This is a genomic window from Massilia sp. DWR3-1-1 (assembly GCF_049898325.1).
Classification (GTDB): domain Bacteria; phylum Pseudomonadota; class Gammaproteobacteria; order Burkholderiales; family Burkholderiaceae_D; genus JAFCUW01.
Window position 1 is genome coordinate 248434 of the sequence record NZ_JAFCXL010000005.1, and the last position, 17639, is coordinate 266072.

6 protein-coding genes are annotated in these 17639 nt (G+C 65.5%); 2 read left to right on the forward strand and 4 right to left on the reverse strand.

Going from position 1 to position 17639, the window contains the following annotated elements; genetic code table 11:
- Window positions 1-12: 12 nt before the first annotated feature.
- From ACP7EY_RS07675 to ACP7EY_RS07690, 4 genes are all read right to left on the reverse strand, one after another.
- Complete coding sequence (locus ACP7EY_RS07675; protein WP_426192087.1) at window positions 13-1047, reverse strand: NADP-dependent oxidoreductase; 1035 nt, start codon at window positions 1045-1047, stop codon at window positions 13-15.
- Between the two features lie 19 nt (window positions 1048-1066).
- A complete protein-coding gene (locus ACP7EY_RS07680) occupies window positions 1067-2224 on the reverse strand; it encodes an iron-containing alcohol dehydrogenase (protein WP_426192089.1) in 1158 nt (385 codons plus the stop codon).
- Between the two features lie 67 nt (window positions 2225-2291).
- The gene (locus tag ACP7EY_RS07685) at window positions 2292-2897 is read right to left on the reverse strand and encodes a TetR/AcrR family transcriptional regulator (protein ID WP_426192091.1); all 606 of its coding nucleotides are present in this window, start codon (window positions 2895-2897) and stop codon (window positions 2292-2294) included.
- Window positions 2898-2987: 90 nt separating this feature from the next.
- The gene (locus tag ACP7EY_RS07690; RefSeq protein WP_426192093.1) at window positions 2988-3626 is read right to left on the reverse strand and encodes an NAD(P)H-dependent oxidoreductase; all 639 of its coding nucleotides are present in this window, start codon (window positions 3624-3626) and stop codon (window positions 2988-2990) included.
- Between the two features lie 267 nt (window positions 3627-3893).
- Between ACP7EY_RS07690 and ACP7EY_RS07695 the strand changes: the two genes are divergently transcribed.
- Both ACP7EY_RS07695 and ACP7EY_RS07700 read left to right on the forward strand, forming a co-directional pair.
- Entirely contained in the window at window positions 3894-5561 is a 1668-nt protein-coding gene (locus tag ACP7EY_RS07695; RefSeq protein ID WP_426192095.1) for a ShlB/FhaC/HecB family hemolysin secretion/activation protein, read from the forward strand.
- 83 nt (window positions 5562-5644) lie between these two features.
- The coding region (locus ACP7EY_RS07700; RefSeq protein WP_426192097.1) for a YDG domain-containing protein at window positions 5645-17639 on the forward strand (11995 nt) is incomplete at its 3' end.

Genomic DNA, 17639 nt, shown 5'->3' on the forward strand with positions numbered 1-17639 from the left:
CCTGGTGGGTGTTCAATCTTGGGCGACGCGGATAATTAATTTGCCGAAATTCTTACCTTCGAGCAGGCCACCAAACGCGCGGGGCGCGTGTTCGAGGCCGTCGACGATGTCTTCTCGAAACTTGATCTTGCCGTCCCTGAGCCATGCGCTCATCTGGGCGTGGAATTCGCCAAAGCGGGCGCCATAGTCGTCAAAAATAATAAAACCCTGCATCCGCAGGCGCTTGGTCAGGATGGTGCGAGTCAGCAGGCCCAGGCGATCCGGGCCGTCCGGCAAGGCGGTGGCGTTGTAGTTCGCGATCAGGCCGCACACGGGAACGCGGGCCTTGGTGTTAAGCAGCGGCAGCACGGCGTCGAACACGGCGCCGCCCACGTTTTCAAAATACACATCGATACCGGCGGGGCAGGCCGCGCGCAGTTGCTCGGCAAAATCGGCCGCGCGGTGGTCGATGCAGGCATCAAAGCCCAGCGTGTCGATGACGTAGCGGCACTTCTCGGCGCCGCCGGCAATGCCGACCGCGCGCGCGCCCTTCAGGCTGGCGATCTGGCCGACCAGCGAGCCGACGGCGCCGCTGGCGGCCGCCACGACCACGGTCTCGCCGGCGGCCGGCTGGCCGATGTCGAGCAAACCCATGTAGGCCGTGAAACCGGGCATGCCCAGCACCCCCAGCGCGCGCGGGGCCAGGCTGACATCGTCGTCGAGTCGACTCAGGCCGGTGCCGTCGGAGAGCGCGTAGTCTTGCCAGCCGCTGTACGAGAGAACCAGCTGGCCGACCGCGAAGTCCGGGTGACGCGACGCTTCGACACGGGCGACGGTGGCCCCCACCATGACGGCGCCGATGGCCACCGGGGCCGCGTAGGACGGCCCATCGCTCAGGCGCCCCCGCATGTACGGATCGAGCGACAGGTAGAGCGTGCGCAGCAGCACCTGGCCCTCTTGCGGCACCGGCACGGCCCCTTCGAGCAGGCTGAAGGTGCTGTCGTCGGGCGCGCCATGGGGGCGCTGGTGTAGCACGATGCTGCGATTGCGGGTAGCGGTCTGGGACATGGTGCGTTTCCTTGCAGGTTTACAGGGCGGTTTCGAGGATCGTGCGGCTCAGTGCGAGGTCGACGTCGCCATGCTCGCCCAGGGCGGTCATGCCATGCGATTCCAACTGGGCAAGGACGGCGGCGACGGCCGGGGCCGCCAGGTCGTAGGCGGACAGGCGGGTGGGAATGCCGACGCTTTCAAAGAAATTGCGGGTGGCCTCGATGGTGGCATCGATCCGCTGTTCCTCGCTGCCGCTGGCAATTCCCCACACGCGCTCGCCATATTGAAGCAGCTTCTGGCGTTTCTTGTCGCGCTGTACATGTAGCAATGCCGGCAACACAATCGCCAGCGTGCGCGCATGGTCGATGTCGTACAGCGCCGTCAGTTCGTGGCCGATCATGTGGGTGGCCCAGTCCTGCGGCACGCCGGCGCCGATCAGGCCGTTCAGGGCCAGGGTGGCAGTCCACATCAGGTTGCTTCGGCTCGTGTAGTCAGCCGTCTCGCCCATCACTTGCGGGGCGATCTCGACCAGCGTCTGCAGCAGGCCCTCGGCGAAACGGTCCTGCGCCAGCGCGTGGACGGGGTAAGTCAAATATTGCTCGACGATATGGACGAAGGCATCGACCAGGCCATTGGCCAGCTGTTTTTGCGGCAGCGAATAGGTCTTGGTGGGGTCGAGCACGGAAAATCGGGGGAACACGTGGGGGCTGCGAAACGGCAGCTTGGTGTGGCTCGCCTTGAGGGTGATGACCGAGCCATTGTTCATTTCGGAACCGGTGGCGGGCAAGGTCAGCACGGTGCCGAAGGGCAGGGCGCTGGTGACGCTGGCGCCACCGGTTTGCAGGATGTTCCACGGATCGCCCTCGTGATGGGCCGCCGCCGCCACGAACTTGGCGCCGTCGATGACCGAGCCGCCGCCGACGGCGAGCAGGAAGTCGAGCTGTTCGCCACGTACCTGGGCCACCGCCCCCATCAGCGTCTCAAAGCTGGGGTTCGGTTCGATGCCGCCGAATTCGTGCACCACGCGCGCCCCCAGCGCCTTGCGCACTTCGGCCAGCGTGCCGGTTTTTTCCGCGCTGGCGCCGCCGAACAGGATCAGCACGCGCGCGTCGTGCGGCACCAATTCGGCCAGGGTGGCGATGGTGTCGGTGCCAAAGACGATACGGGTGGGATTATAAAAGTCAAAATTCAGCATGTGCACTCCAATATTAGACTGGTCGTCTATAACTAAAATTAAAAAAATCGCAAGCAGGGCCGTGCCCTTATTGCACGGGGACTTCGGCCAGGCCCAGCAAGGTGCGGGTGGCGCGGGTGGCGCCGTGCAGGGCGCTGGGCTCGCGCCGCAACTTGGTGAGCAGGGCGGCGCCCAGCCACATTTCGTACAGGGCCAGCGCGCTTTCCTGTGGCAAGACCGCGCTGCGAATGGAGCCGTCGGCGTGGCCGCTGGCAATGCAGTGCGCCAGGCGCTGCACGATGTGATTGGTCCCGCGCAGCAGGGCGCAGCGCATCGCCTCGGACATATCGGCCACTTCGCCGCTCAGCTTGACCACCAGGCACTTGCTGCCCGCGCAAGCGTCGTCCGACAACACCAGCCAGCTATCCCAATAGCGCATCAGGCGCACGGCGGCGCTGCTGCCGTCATCGGCCAGCACGGCGTCGAGTTCGGCCAGGTAGCGGTTGACGTAGTCGTCGAGCATGGCTTCGCCGAACAGTTCCTTCGACTTGAAGTAATGGTAGAACGAGCCCTTGGGCACCCCAGCGGCGGCGAGGATCTCGTTGAGGCCCACGGCGGAGTATCCCTTGCCGGCGATGATGGCCTTGCCGGTGTCGAGGATGTGCTGGCGTACGCTGTGCTGGTCGGTGCTCATGGAAACAAGTATAGCTGAAAATAGACCAGTCGTCTTGTGCGGCTAAAAAAAAGCGGGCGTCCGCAGGCGCCCGCCAGTACCACGGCCCGCTTACGCCAGTTCGGTGACGAACTGCGCGCGTGGGCGGCGCACTTTTTTCAGGTCGACCAGCCAGTCGCCTTCATCGGCGCGATAGCCGAGCGGCAGGATCACCACCGAGCGCAAGTGGCGTTCACCCAGGCCCAGGATTTCGTCCACCTTGGCGGGGTCGAAACCTTCCATCGGCGTGCAGTCGACGTGCTGTTCGGCGGCGGCGATCAGCGCGGTGCCCACGCCGATATAGGCCTGGCGGGCGGCGTGCTGGTAGTTGGTTTCGGCGTCGCGCTGCGGGTAGGTATTGAGCAACTGCTGGCGGTAGGCTTCCCAGCCCGCATTGATCAGGCCACGCTCGGCGTTGACCAGGTCAAACATGGCGTTGATGCGCTCGGCCGTGTAGTTGTCCCATGCGGCAAACACCAGCAGGTGCGAGCATTCGGTCACTTGTGCCTGGTTCCAGGCGACGGCCTGGATCTGTGCGCGCAGCGCGGGGTTGGTCACGAGCAGCAGTTCGTACTGCTGCAGGCCGCTCGAACTGGCCGTCAGGCGCACGGCTTCCAGGATGTGCTCGATCTTGTCTTGCGGCACGATCTTGGCAGGATTCATTTTTTTGGTGGCATAGCGCCAATGCAAGGCTTGCATCAATTCGGACATGGCAATACTTTCTGGTGAGTGAAATAGGGTGCGCCAATTTTAGCTGAGTATGCATTTTTTCGTTGCCGCAAGGCCAGATGGCCCGCGTGGCAGAAAATTGTTGGTATTTGTTGTTAAACTAACATTTAAAATAAGGCAATTGGCGAAAGTCCCGTTGTTTTCATCTTGACTGTCAATGAAACAGGCGGATTCTCAGGCTTGCTCAGTTTGTTTCCTGATTGAAAGCTTTATGATGGCGGCTTATGTACTGCCACTGAGAGTCAATTTGTGAAATCCCTATTTTCTGGCGCGCTGCTGCCAATCGGCATGGCCGTGTGTGGTGCCGCCCTGGCGCAGACGGCGCCCACCGCCGGCTCGCTGACCCAGCAGATCGAACGCGAGCGGCCCCTTGCCACCGCCAGGGTGGCGCCGGACATCCGCGTCGAGCAGGCGGGCGCGCCGGCCATGCCGGCCACGGCCGGGCAAAAAATCGTCGTCAAGGCACTCCGCATCACGGGCGCGCAACTGTTTTCGGAAGCGCAATTGCTGGCCGTGACCGGCTGGCGGGGCGAAACGGCCTTGACCCTGGCCGAACTGCGGGCGATGGCCTCGACGATGTCCGCCTTTTATCGCAAGAATGGTTATTTCCTGGCCCAGGCCTATCTGCCGGCGCAGGATATCCGCGACGGGGTGGTGAGCTTCGCCGTGCTCGAGGGCCGCTACGGCGACGTCAGCCTGCGCAACCAGTCCGCCGTCGACGATGACGTGGCGAAGAAGCTGCTGGTCGGCCTGGCGCGCGGCGACGCCGTCGCCATCGGCCCGCTCGAGAGCCGGGTGCTGCTGCTGGGCGACCTGCCGGGCGTGATCGTCAAATCGACGCTGGTGCCGGGCGCCTCGGTGGGGGCGTCCGACCTGATCGTGGACTTGCTGCCGGGCCCGCGGGTGTCGGGCAGCATCGATGCCGACAACCAGGGCAACCGCTACACGGGCGCCAATCGCCTGGGCGCTTCGCTGCAGATCAACAATCCCAGCGGTGCTGGCGACGTGATCAGCGTGCGCGCCCTGACGTCGGCGGCGGACATGCACTACGGCCGCCTGGCCTACCAGCGGCCACTGGGGCGCGCCACGGCAGGGCTGGCCTATTCGCGCATGGACTACCGGCTGGGCCAGGATTTCGCCAGTTTGCAGGCGAGCGGCGTGGCCACCATTGCCAGCCTGTACGGCAGCTACCCCTTGCTGCGCTCGCGCACGAGCAATCTGACGGCCCAGTTGCACCTGGACGACAAGCGCTTTCGCGACCGCGCCGACGCGGCAGGCACGCGCACGGACAAGGATGCCCGCGTGGCCATCGCCAGTCTGAACGGCGAGGCCCGCGATGAAGGCGGCGCGACCAGCTACACGCTTTCCTGGAACCGCGGCATCGTCGACATCGCCAGCGCGGCGGCGCGGGCGGCCGACGCGGCGACGGTGCGCACCGATGGCCGCTACAACAAGCTGTCGCTGAGCGCGACGCACCTGCAACAACTGAGCGACAGCGTGGCATTGTATGGGGCCGTGAACGGCCAGGTGGCCTCGAAAAACCTCGACGCGGCCGAAAAAATGGGCCTGGGCGGCACAGGCGGCGTGCGCGCCTACCCGTCCGGCGAAGCCTACGGCGATCAAGGCTACGTGCTCAACCTGGAAGCGCGCGCGCTGCTGCCGGTGGTGGCGGGCGTACCGGGCCGCCTCACCGTGATCGGCTTTGTCGATCACGGCAGCGTGATGGCCAACAAGCAGCCTTGGACGAGCGGCAACAACCGCCGCAGCCTGTCCGGCGCCGGGCTGGGCCTGACCTGGGCCGCGTTCGGCCGGCTGGCCCTGAGCGCCAGCATCGCCAGCAAACTGGGCAATTCGCCCGCCACCTCGGCGCCCGACACGGGCCGCCGTATCTGGGTTCAAGCCGTCACGTATTTCTGATCGCGCCATCCTCACCGCCGCCATCGCGGCCGTGAGCGCTCACCCCGACGTCATCGCACCCACCATTTACCAGGACTACCACCATGAACCACATCTACCGCTCGATCTGGAGTGAAAAGACCGGCACCTTCGTCGCCGTTTCGGAAAACACCAACAACGGCGGCAAGAGCGCCACCGGTGGTGGCGGCGTGGTGGTGGGGGCGGGCTTTGTCCTGAAAGCGCTGGCGGCGTCGCTGCTGATGGCCTTCGGCGGGCAGGCGCTCGCCGGGCCCGTCGGTGGCGTGGTGGTGGCCGGCAGCGCCACCATCGGCAGTGGTGCGGGCACCACCACGATCACCCAGGGCAGCCAGAACGTGGCGCTGAACTGGCAAAGTTTTAATATCGCCAAGGGCGAGGCGGTCAATTTCGTGCAGCCCAACAGCCAGGCCGTGGCGCTCAACCGGGTGCTGGGCGCGGACCCGTCGAGCATCCTGGGCAGCCTGTCCGCCAACGGCAAGGTGTTCCTGGTCAACCCGAACGGCATCCTGTTCGGGCGCGGCGCCTCCGTCAACGTGGGCGGGCTGGTGGCGTCGACGCTGAACCTGTCCGACAGCGATTTTCTGGCGGGGCGCTATAAATTTTCCGGCACCAGCAGCGCCGCGGTGCGCAACGAGGGCAGCATCAACGCCGACGGCGGCTACGTGGCGCTGCTGGGCGCGGCCGTGTCGAACCAGGGCACCATCAACGCCCGGCTGGGCACGGTGGCGCTGGCCGCCGGCACGGCCATCACGCTCGACGTGGCCGGCGATGGCCTGATTAACGTGTCGGTCGAGCGCGGCGCCCTCGACGCGCTGGTCGAGAATGGCGGCCTGGTCCAGGCCGATGGCGGCCAGGTGCTGCTGACGGCGCAGGCGGCGGGCGACTTGCTGCACACGGCCGTCAACAACAGCGGCGTGATCCAGGCGCACACCATCGAGGAACACCAGGGCGGCATCCGCCTGCTGGGCGAGAGCGTCATCAACAGCGGCAAGCTCGACGCCAGCGGCGCCGCGGGCACGCAGTCCGCCGGCGGGCGCATCGGCATCGAGGCCGGCTACGCAGCCATCAACACGGGCAGCGTGGACGCCAGCGGCGCGCAAGGGGGCCAGATCAGCGTTGCCGCCCATAACCTGATCGAGGCGGGACAGTACGACGCCAGCGGCACGGCCGCGGGCGGGGGCATCACGCTGGCGGCCGGCAATCATATTGAACAAACCGTCGCCTCGACCCTGAAAGCCGATGGTGGCAGCGGCCTGGGCGGCGCCATCCGCATCGCAGCGGGCCACGACGCCTGGCTGTCCGGCAATGCCTCGGCCAGCGGCATGCGGGGCGGCGCCATTGCCATCACGGCGCCCGACCTGATCGTCTCCGGCGCCAGGCTCGACGCCAGTGGCCAGGCCGGTGGCGGCGTGATCCGCATCGGCGGCGGCTGGCAAGGGGGCGACGCCGACCTGGCCAATGCCGATCGCACCCGGCTGGTTGACACCGCTCTCGATGTCAGCGCCAAAGCCAATGGCAAGGGCGGCACGGCGGTGGTGTGGTCGGAGCAGGAGACGCTGTTTGGCGGCGCCATCAAGGCTACCGGCGGCGCCGTGGGCGGCGACGGCGGCAAGGTCGAAGTTTCCAGCCATGGCCGGCTGGGTTTTGGCGGCAGCGTCGATGCGTCAGCCGCACATGGGACGCAGGGCAGTTTGTTGCTTGACCCGAAGGATATCGAGATTATCAGCGCGCTCTCCGGGACCGCGGTCCTGTCCCTGATTGATCCGACCCCGACCGCTTTGGAAATTTACGGTTCCGGCACCGGCAATCCGCTTGAACTCACTGTCAACGGTGTCGGCATCAATCGAATCGTGATTACCTCGACGACCGACAGCGCTGGCGCGGCGGGCGCTGGCGCCGTGCGCCTGTACAACAGCCAGAACGGCGCCTTGCTCTCGACCCTGACGGGTTCCACCGCCAACGACGCGGTCGGCAATAAGGGCGTTGCATTGCTGGCGAACGGCAATTACGTGGTGCGCTCGAGCACTTGGGACAATGGCAGCGTCGTCAATGCCGGCGCGGTCACCTGGGGCAATGGCCTCACCGGTGTCAGTGGTGTCGTCTCGGCCGCCAACAGCCTGGTCGGTTCTCGCACCAACGACGGTGTCGGCAGCGGCACTTTTGCCGCGCTCACCAATGGCAACTATGTCGTCGCTTCGGAGGCCTGGAATAACGGTGCTGTTGCGAGCGCCGGCGCGGTGACCTGGGGCAATGGCAGCACGGGGACGGTGGGCGCGGTGTCGAGCACCAATAGCCTGGTCGGCAGTACCGCCCTCGACAAGCTTGGCGGCAGCTCTGGTGGCATCACGGCGCTGACCAATGGCAACTATGTGGTGGGTTCGAGTCTATGGGACAACGGTGCCATCGCCAATGCGGGTGCGGCGACCTGGGGCGATGGCAGCGCCGGTGTGAGCGGCGTCGTATCAGCCGCCAACAGCCTGGTGGGTTCCAGCGACACCGAAAATATTGGCGCCACAGGCAGTATTGTAGCGCTGACCAATGGAAATTACGTAGTCAAGTCCAGCAAATGGAGCAACAACGGTGCCCTCGGTGCCGGGGCTGCCACCTGGGGCAACGGCGCCACCGGTGTCAGTGGAGAAATTTCTGCCGCCAACAGTCTGGTTGGCACCACCGCCGGCGACAAAGTTGGCTTGAGCGTCATTTTGTTGTCAAACGGAAATTATTTAGTCGTGTCCTATAACTGGAGCAATGGCACCTTGGGCAATGCCGGGGCTGTAACGTGGGGCAGTGCCAATACTGGCGTCAAGGAGGACGTGTCGGCGACCAACAGCCTGGTCGGCTCCACTTCTGGCGACCAGGTCGGCAGTGGTGGCATTCTGTCGCTCACCAATGGCAATTATGTCGTCGCCTCTCACAGCTGGAGCAATGCTGGCATCAGATATGTGGGAGCGTCGACCTGGGGCAATGGCAGCACCGGTATCAGCGGCACCATCTCGGCCGCCAACAGCCTGGTCGGCACCAAAGGGTCTGACCAACTGGGAAATTCCGGGAACGTGGCGCTTGCCAATGGCAACTATGTCATTGCCTCTGGCCAGTGGGACAACGGCAATGTCGTCGATGCCGGAGCGGTGACATGGGGAAATGGGAGCACGGGCAGCATTGGCATTGTGTCAGCGGCCAACAGCCTGGTCGGTTCGACGGCAAACGATTTTGTCGGCAACGTCACGGCACTGAGCAATGGGAACTACGTGGTGCGAACGGGTAACTGGGACAATGGCAGCGTCGTCAATGCCGGTGCGGTGACTTGGGGCAATGGCGCTACCGGGACCGCTGGCGCGGTGTCGGTCGCCAATAGCCTGGTCGGTTCCACGGCAAGCGATACTGTCGGCAACGGCGGTATAACTGAACTGAGCAATGGCAATTATGTAGTGCGCAGCAACGCCTGGGATGCTGGCAACGTCGTCAATGCCGGCGCTGTGACTTGGGGCAATGGCCTCACGGGCATCAGCGGCGCGGTGACGGCGAGCAATAGCCTGGTCGGTTCCACGACCAGCGACGGGGTCGGCAATGGCAACGTCGCCGTACTCACCAATGGCAATTATGTCGTCAATTCGATAAATTGGAACAATGGGAGCGTCCAAAAGACGGGTGCGGTGACCTGGGGCAATGGCGCCACCGGCACCGTGGGGGTGGTCTCGGCCAGCAACAGCCTGGTCGGCTCCACCACCAATGATATGGTTGGTAGTGGAAACGGGATCTTTGCGCTGAGTAATGGCAATTACGTGGTGCGCACCATCAATTGGAGCAATAATGGTGTCGGCAACGCCGGGGCCGTGACCTGGGGCAATGGCACTGGCGGGACGGTCGGTGCGGTGTCGGCGGCCAACAGCCTGGTGGGCACTGCCGGCAGTGACCTTGTCGGTTCGAGCGGCGTCATTGCGCTGACGAACGGCGACTATGCCGTGCTGTCCTCGGGCTGGCACGGTGTCGGCGCCGCGACCTGGGTCAGCGGCGCCGGCGGGTCCGCTGGTGCGGTGTCGTCGCTCAATAGTCTGGTCGGCCTCACGTCCGGTGACGGTGTCGGCGCCGCTTCTAGCGTCCTGTCCGATGGGCGCTTGCTGGTCAAGTCCACCAATTGGGACGCGCCGGGCCTGCCCAATGCGGGCCGGATCGATATCATTTCCGCCCCCTCCACGGCGGCGATCTCGGAAACCTTCGCCACCACCCCTGCTGCCGGCAGTACCTTGCAGGTGCGCGACCTGACCGCGCTGCTGAACACGGGTACCGCCGTCACCTTGCAGGCCAACAATGACATTACCGTCAGCAATGCGATTATCGCCAACAATGTGGCCGGCGACGGCGGCCACCTGACCCTGCAGGCGGGCCGCTCGATCGTGCTCAATGCCAGCATCAGCACCGACAATGGCAACCTGACGCTGATCGGCAACGATAGCGTGGCCAACGGCGTGGTCGATGCCAATCGCAGCGCGGGAGCGGCGGCCATCACCATGGCCGCCGGCACCAGCATCAATGCCGGCACCGGCAGCGTGGCGCTGACCCTGCGCGATGGCGCCGGGCTTACCAACAGCACCTCGGGCAACATCGGCCTGCGCGACATCAGCGCCGCCACCATCAGTGCCGTCAATGGCGGCGCCAGCGCCGGTTCCGGCATTGTTCTCGACGGCACCCTGAGCGCCAGCGCCACCAGCGGCGCTGGCATCGTCTTGGCAGGCAAGACCTTCACCAACAACACGGGCGCGACCGCCTTGACGAGCGGTGCTGGAAGCGGCTGGTTGATCTGGTCGGGCGACCCGGCGGCCGACACGCGCGGCGGCCTGGCGGCCGATTTCAAACAGTACAACGCCAGCTATGGCAGCACCACCGTGCTGGGCGCCGGCAAAGGTTTCCTGTATTCGCTGGCACCGACCATCACGCCGGGCCTGACCGGCACGGTCAGCAAGACCTATGACGGCATCGATGCCGCCTCGCTGGCGGCGGACAACTACAGCATCAATGGCGCCATCGACGGCGATACCGTCACACTCAACAATCCCGCTTCAGGTGCTTTCGACAACAAGAATGCCGGCAGCGGAAAAATCGTGACGGCCAGCGGCCTGAGTATGGACAGTGCGACCAATGGCGCGGTGACGGTCTACGGCTATCAACTCGCCAGCACCGTCGCCAGTGCCAATATCGGCACCATCAACCAGGCCGACCTGGCGCTGAGCGGCACGCGCGTCTACGACGGCGGCACGGCAGTGACGGGCGCGGTGCTGAGCGCCACCGGCGTGGCCGGTGAAAGCTTCGCCATTGTCGGCACGGGCGACAGCAGCAACCTGGCCACGAAAAATGTGCAAACGGCCAGCCCGCTGGCCAGCGTAACGGGCTTGACGCTGGGCGCCGGCCAGAATGGCGCCCAGTCGGGCAACTACACGGCGCTGAGCACCAGCGGCAGTGCGGTCAGCGTGAGCAAGGCGGACCTGACGCTCGGTACTGGCAATGTCAGCAAGACCTACGACGGCGGCACCACCGCCGCGGGCACGGCTGCCGTCACCGGCGGCACCTTATTTGCTGGCGATACGCTTGTCGGCGGCAGCTTCGCCTTCACCGACAAGAACGCCGGTGCCGGCAACAAGACGGTTTCCACCAGCGCCGTCACCGTCAGCGACGGCAATAGCGGCGGCAACTACAACGTCAGCTACGCCGACAACACCACCAGCACCATCAATCAGGCCGCGCTGACACTGAGCGGCACGCGCGTCTACGACGGCGGCACGGCGGTCGCGGGCGCGGTCCTGAGCGCCACCGGCGTGGCCGGTGAAAGCTTCGCCATGGTCGGCACGGGCGACAGCAGCAACCTGGCCACGAAAAATGTGCAAACGGCCAGTCCGCTGGCGAGCGTAACGGGCTTGACGCTGGGCGCCGGCAACAATGGCGCCCAGTCGGGCAACTACACGGCGCTGAGCACCAGCGGCAGTGCGGTCAGCGTGAGCAAGGCGGACCTGGCGCTCGGTACTGGCAATGTCAGCAAGACCTACGACGGCGGCACCACCGCCGCGGGCACGGCTGCCGTCACCGGCGGCACTTTATTTGCTGGGGATACCCTCATCGGCGGCAGCTTCGCCTTCACCGACAAGAACGCCGGTGCCGGCAACAAGACGGTTTCCACCAGCGCCGTCACCGTCAGCGACGGCAATAGCGGCGGCAACTACAACGTCACCTATACCGACAACACCACCAGCACCATCAATCAGGCCGCGCTGACGCTGAGCGGCACGCGCGTCTACGACGGCGGCACGGCGGTCGCGGGCGCGGTCCTGAGCGCCACCGGCGTGGCCGGTGAGAGCTTCGCCATGGTCGGCACGGGCGACAGCAGCAACCTGGCCACGAAAAATGTGCAAACGGCCAGCCCGCTGGCCAGCGTAACGGGCTTGACGCTGGGCGCCAGCAACAATGGCGCCCAGTCGGGCAACTACACGGCGCTGAGCACCAGCGGCAGTGCGGTCAGCGTGAGCAAGGCGGACCTGGCGCTGGGTACTGGCAATGTCAGCAAGATTTATGACGGCGGCACCACCGCCGCGGGCACGGCTGCCGTCACCGGCGGCACTTTATTTGCTGGGGATACCCTCATCGGCGGCAGCTTCGCCTTCACCGACAAGAACGCCGGTGCCGGCAACAAGACGGTTTCCACCAGCGCCGTCACCGTCAGCGACGGCAATAGCGGCGGCAACTACAACGTCAGCTACGCCGACAACACCACCAGCACCATCAATCAGGCCGCGCTGACACTGAGCGGCACGCGGGTCTACGACGGCGGCACGGCGGTCGCGGGCGCGGTCCTGAGCGCCACCGGCGTGGCCGGTGAAAGCTTCGCCATTGTCGGCACGGGCGACAGCAGCAACCTGGCCACGAAAAATGTGCAAACGGCCAGCCCGCTGGCGAGCGTAACGGGCTTGACGCTGGGCGCCAGCAACAATGGCGCCCAGTCAGGCAACTACACGGCGCTGAGCACCAGCGGCAGTGCGGTCAGCGTGAGCAAGGCGGACCTGGCGCTCGGTACTGGCAATGTCAGCAAGACCTACGACGGCGGCACCACCGCCGCGGGCACGGCCGCCGTCGCCAGCGGCACTTTATTTGCCGGCGATACCCTCAGCGGCGGCAGCTTCGCCTTCACCGACAAGAACGCCGGTGCCGGCAACAAGACGGTTTCCACCAGCGCCGTCACCGTCAGCGACGGCAACGGCGGCGGCAACTACAACGTCAGCTACGCCGACAACACCACCAGCACCATCAATCAGGCCGCGCTGACGCTGAGCGGCACGCGCGTCTACGACGGCGGCACGGCGGTCGCGGGCGCGGTCCTGAGCGCCACCGGCGTGGCCGGTGAAAGCTTCGCCATGGTCGGCACGGGCGACAGCAGCAACCTGGCCACGAAAAATGTGCAAACGGCCAGCCCGCTGGCCAGCGTAACGGGCTTGACGCTGGGCGCCGGCAACAATGGCGCCCTGTTGGGCAACTACACGGCGCTGAGCACCAGCGGCAGTGCGGTCAGCGTGAGCAAGGCGGACCTGACGCTCGGTACTGGCAATGTCAGCAAGACCTACGACGGCGGCACCACCGCCGCGGGCACGGCTGCCGTCGCCGGCGGCACCTTATTTGCCGGCGATACCCTCAGCGGCGGCAGCTTCGGCTTCACCGACAAGAATGCCGGTGCCGGCAACAAGACGGTTTCCACCAGCGCCGTCACCGTCAGCGACGGCAATAGCGGCGGCAACTACACTGTCACGTATGCAGCCAACACGACCAGCACCATCACCAAAGCAGTCTTGACGGCCAGCGCCAGCGCATCGAATAGAACTTACGATGGCAGCACCACCGCCGCCGCGATTCTCGGGATCACGGGCGGCCTGGTGGGCACGGAAACAGTCACCGCCACCGGCGGCGCGACGTTTAACAGCAAGGATGTGTTGACCGCCAATTTGGTGACTATCAACAGCACCGTCCTGGCTGACGGCAGCAACGGCGGCCTGGCCAGCAACTACAGCCTGGCCAGCGGCCAGACGGCGGCCGCGACGATCGCCGCCAAGGCCCTGGCGGCAACGGCTGGCGCATCGAACAAGACTTACGATGGCAGCACCACCGCCGCCGCGATTCTCGGGATCACGGGCGGCCTGGTGGGCACTGAAACAGTCACCGCCACCGGCGGCGCGACGTTCAACAGCAAGGATGTGTTGACCGCCAATTTGGTGACTATCAACAGCACCGTCCTGGCTGACGGCAGCAACGGCGGCCTGGCCAGCAACTACAGCCTGGCCAGCGGCCAGACGGCGGCCGCGACGATCGCCGCCAAGGCCCTGGCGGCAACGGCTGGCGCATCAAACAAGACCTACGATGGCACCACGACCGCCGCAGCGATTCTTGGGATCACGGGTGGCCTGGTGGGCACTGAGACGGTGAGTGCTACCGGCGCGGCTACTTTCAACAGCAAGGATGTCTTGAGCGCGACGCAAGTCACGGTCAACAGCACCATTTTGGCTAACGGCAGCAACGGCGGCCTGGCCAGCAACTACAGTCTGGCCAGCGGCCAGACGGCAGCTGCGACGATCGCCGCCAAAGCCTTGACGGCAACGGCTGGCGCGTCGACCAAGACCTACGATGGCACCACGACCGCCGCAGCAATTCTTGGGATCACGGGTGGCCTGGTGGGCACGGAAACCGTCACTGCTACCGGCGACGCGACGTTCAACAGCAAGGACGTACTGAACGCCAATCGGGTGACTGTCAACGGCACCGTCCTGTCGAACGGCAGCAACGGCGGCCTGGCCAGTAACTACAGCCTGGCCAGCGGCCAGACGGCGGCAGCGACGATTGCCGCCAAAGCATTGACGGCGACGGCTGGCGCATCCAATAAAACCTACGATGGCACCACGACCGCCGCAGCGATTCTGGGCATCACGGGCGGCCTGGTGGGCACTGAGACGGTGAGTGCTACCGGCGCTGCTACTTTCAACAGCAAGGATGTCTTGGGCGCGACGCAAGTCACGGTCAACAGTACCGCGCTGGCCGACGGCAGCAACGGCGGCCTGGCCAGCAACTACAGTCTGGCCAGCGGCCAGACGGCGGCAGCGACGATTGCCGCCAAAGCGCTGACGGCGACAGCAATCGCGTCTAACAAAACCTACGATGGCAATGCAATTGCTATCGCCGGACTGACGGTTGCCAGTGGCCTGGTCGGTACCGAAACAGTCACCGCCACCGGCGCTGCCACGTTCAACAGCAAGGACGTACTGAACGCCAATCGGGTGACTGTCAACGGCACTGTCCTGTCGAACGGCAGCAACGGCGGCCTGGCCAGCAACTACAGCCTGGCCAGCGGCCAGACGGCAGCTGCGACGATCGCCGCCAAAGCATTGACGGCGACAGCTGGCGCGTCGAACAAGACCTACGATGGCACCACGACCGCCGCAGCGATTCTGGGCATCACGGGCGGCCTGGTGGGCACGGAAACCATCACTGCTACCGGCGACGCGACGTTCAACAGCAAGGACGTACTGAACGCCAATCGGGTGACTGTCAACGGCACCGTCCTGTCGAACGGCAGCAACGGCGGCCTGGCCAGTAACTACAGCCTGGCCAGCGGCCAGACGGCGGCAGCAACGATTGCCGCCAAAGCCTTGACGGCAACGGCGGGCGCATCGAACAAGACCTACGACGGTACCACGACCGCCGCAGCGATTCTGGGCATCACGGGCGGCCTGGTGGGCACTGAGACGGTGAGTGCTACCGGCGCTGCTACTTTCAACAGCAAGGATGTCTTGGGCGCGACGCAAGTCACGGTCAACAGTACCGCGCTGGCCGACGGCAGCAACGGCGGCCTGGCCAGCAACTACAGTCTGGCCAGCGGTCAGACGGCAGCAGCGACAATTGCCGCCAAGGCCCTGACGGCGACGGCTGGCGCGTCGAACAAAACCTACGATGGCACCACGACCGCCGCAGCGATTCTGGGCATCACGGGCGGCCTGGTAGCCAATGAAACAGTCACCGCCACCGGCGGCGCGACGTTCAACAGCAAGGACGTACTGAGTGCTAAGCTGGTGACCGTCAACAGCACTGCGCTGGCCGACGGCAGTAACGGCGGCCTGGCCAGCAACTACAGTCTGGCCAGCGGCCAGACGGCGGCAGCGACGATTGCCGCCAAAGCCCTGACGGCGACGGCTGGCGCATCGAACAAGACCTACGATGGCACCACGACCGCCGCAGCGATTCTTGGGATCACGGGTGGCCTGGTGGGCACTGAAACGGTGAGTGCTGCCGGCGCGGCTACTTTCAACAGCAAGGATGTCTTGAGTGCGACGCAAGTGACCGTCAACAGCACCGCGCTGGCCGACGGCAGCAACGGCGGCCTGGCCAGCAACTACAGCCTGGCCAGCGGCCAGACGGCAGCAGCGACAATTGCCGCCAAGGCCCTGACGGCGACGGCTGGCGCGTCGAACAAAACCTACGATGGCACCACGACCGCCGCAGCGATTCTGGGCATCACGGGCGGCCTGGTAGCCAATGAAACAGTCACCGCCACCGGCGGCGCGACGTTCAACAGCAAGGACGTACTGAACGCCAATCTGGTGACTGTCAACGGCACCGCGCTGGCCGACGGCAGCAACGGCGGCCTGGCCAGCAACTACAGCCTGGCCAGCGGTCAGACGGCGGCGGCGACGATTTCCGCCAAGGCCCTGACGGCGACCGCTGGCGCGTCGAACAAAACCTACGATGGCACCACGACCGCCGCAGCGATTCTGGGCATCACGGGCGGCCTGGTGGGCACTGAGACGGTGAGTGCTACCGGTGCGGCTACTTTCAACAGCAAGGATGTCTTGGACGCGACGCAAGTGACCGTGAACAGCACCGCCCTGGCCGACGGCAGCAACGGCGGCCTGGCCAGCAACTACAGCCTGGCCAGCGGTCAGACGGCAGCAGCGACAATTGCCGCCAAGGCCCTGACGGCGACGGCTGGCGCGTCGAACAAATCCTACGATGGCACCACGACCGCCGCAGCGATCCTTGGTATCACGGGCGGCCTGGTAGCCAATGAAACAGTCACCGCCACCGGCGGCGCGACGTTCAACAGCAAGGACGTACTGAGTGCCAAGCTGGTGACCGTCAACAGCACCGCGCTGGCCGACGGCAGCAACGGCGGCCTGGCCAGCAACTACAGCCTGGCCAGCGGCCAGACGGCAGCAGCGACAATTGCCGCCAAGGCCCTGACGGCGACGGCTGGCGCGTCGAACAAAACCTACGATGGCACCACGACCGCCGCAGCGATTCTGGGCATCACGGGCGGCCTGGTAGCCAATGAAACAGTCACCGCCACCGGCGGCGCGACGTTCAACAGCAAGGATGTACTGAGTGCCAAGCTGGTGACCGTCAACAGCACCGCGCTGGCCGACGGCAGCAACGGCGGCCTGGCCAGCAACTACAGCCTGGCCAGCGGTCAGACGGCAGCAGCGACAATTGCCGCCAAGGCCCTGACGGCGACGGCTGGCGCGTCGAACAAATCCTACGATGGCACCACGACCGCCGCAGCGATCCTTGGTATCACGGGCGGCCTGGTAGCCAATGAAACAGTCACCGCCACCGGCGGCTCGACGTTCAACAGCAAGGACGTACTGAGTGCCAAGCTGGTGACCGTCAACAGCACCGCGCTGGCCGACGGCAGCAACGGCGGCCTGGCCAGCAACTACAGCCTGGCCAGCGGCCAGACGGCAGCTGCGACAATTGCCGCCAAGGCCCTGACGGCGACGGCTGGCGCGTCGAACAAAACCTACGATGGCACCACCACCGCCGCTGCGATTCTGGGTATTACGGGCGACCTGGCGGGCACTGAAACGGTGAGCGCCACCGGCTCTGCCACGTTCAACAGCAAGGATGTACTGAACGCCAATCGGGTGACCGTCAACAGCACCGCGCTGGCCGACGGCAGCAACGGCGGCCTGGCCAGCAACTACAGTCTGGCCAGCGGCCAGACGGCGGCAGCGACGATTGCCCCCAAGGCCTTGACCATCA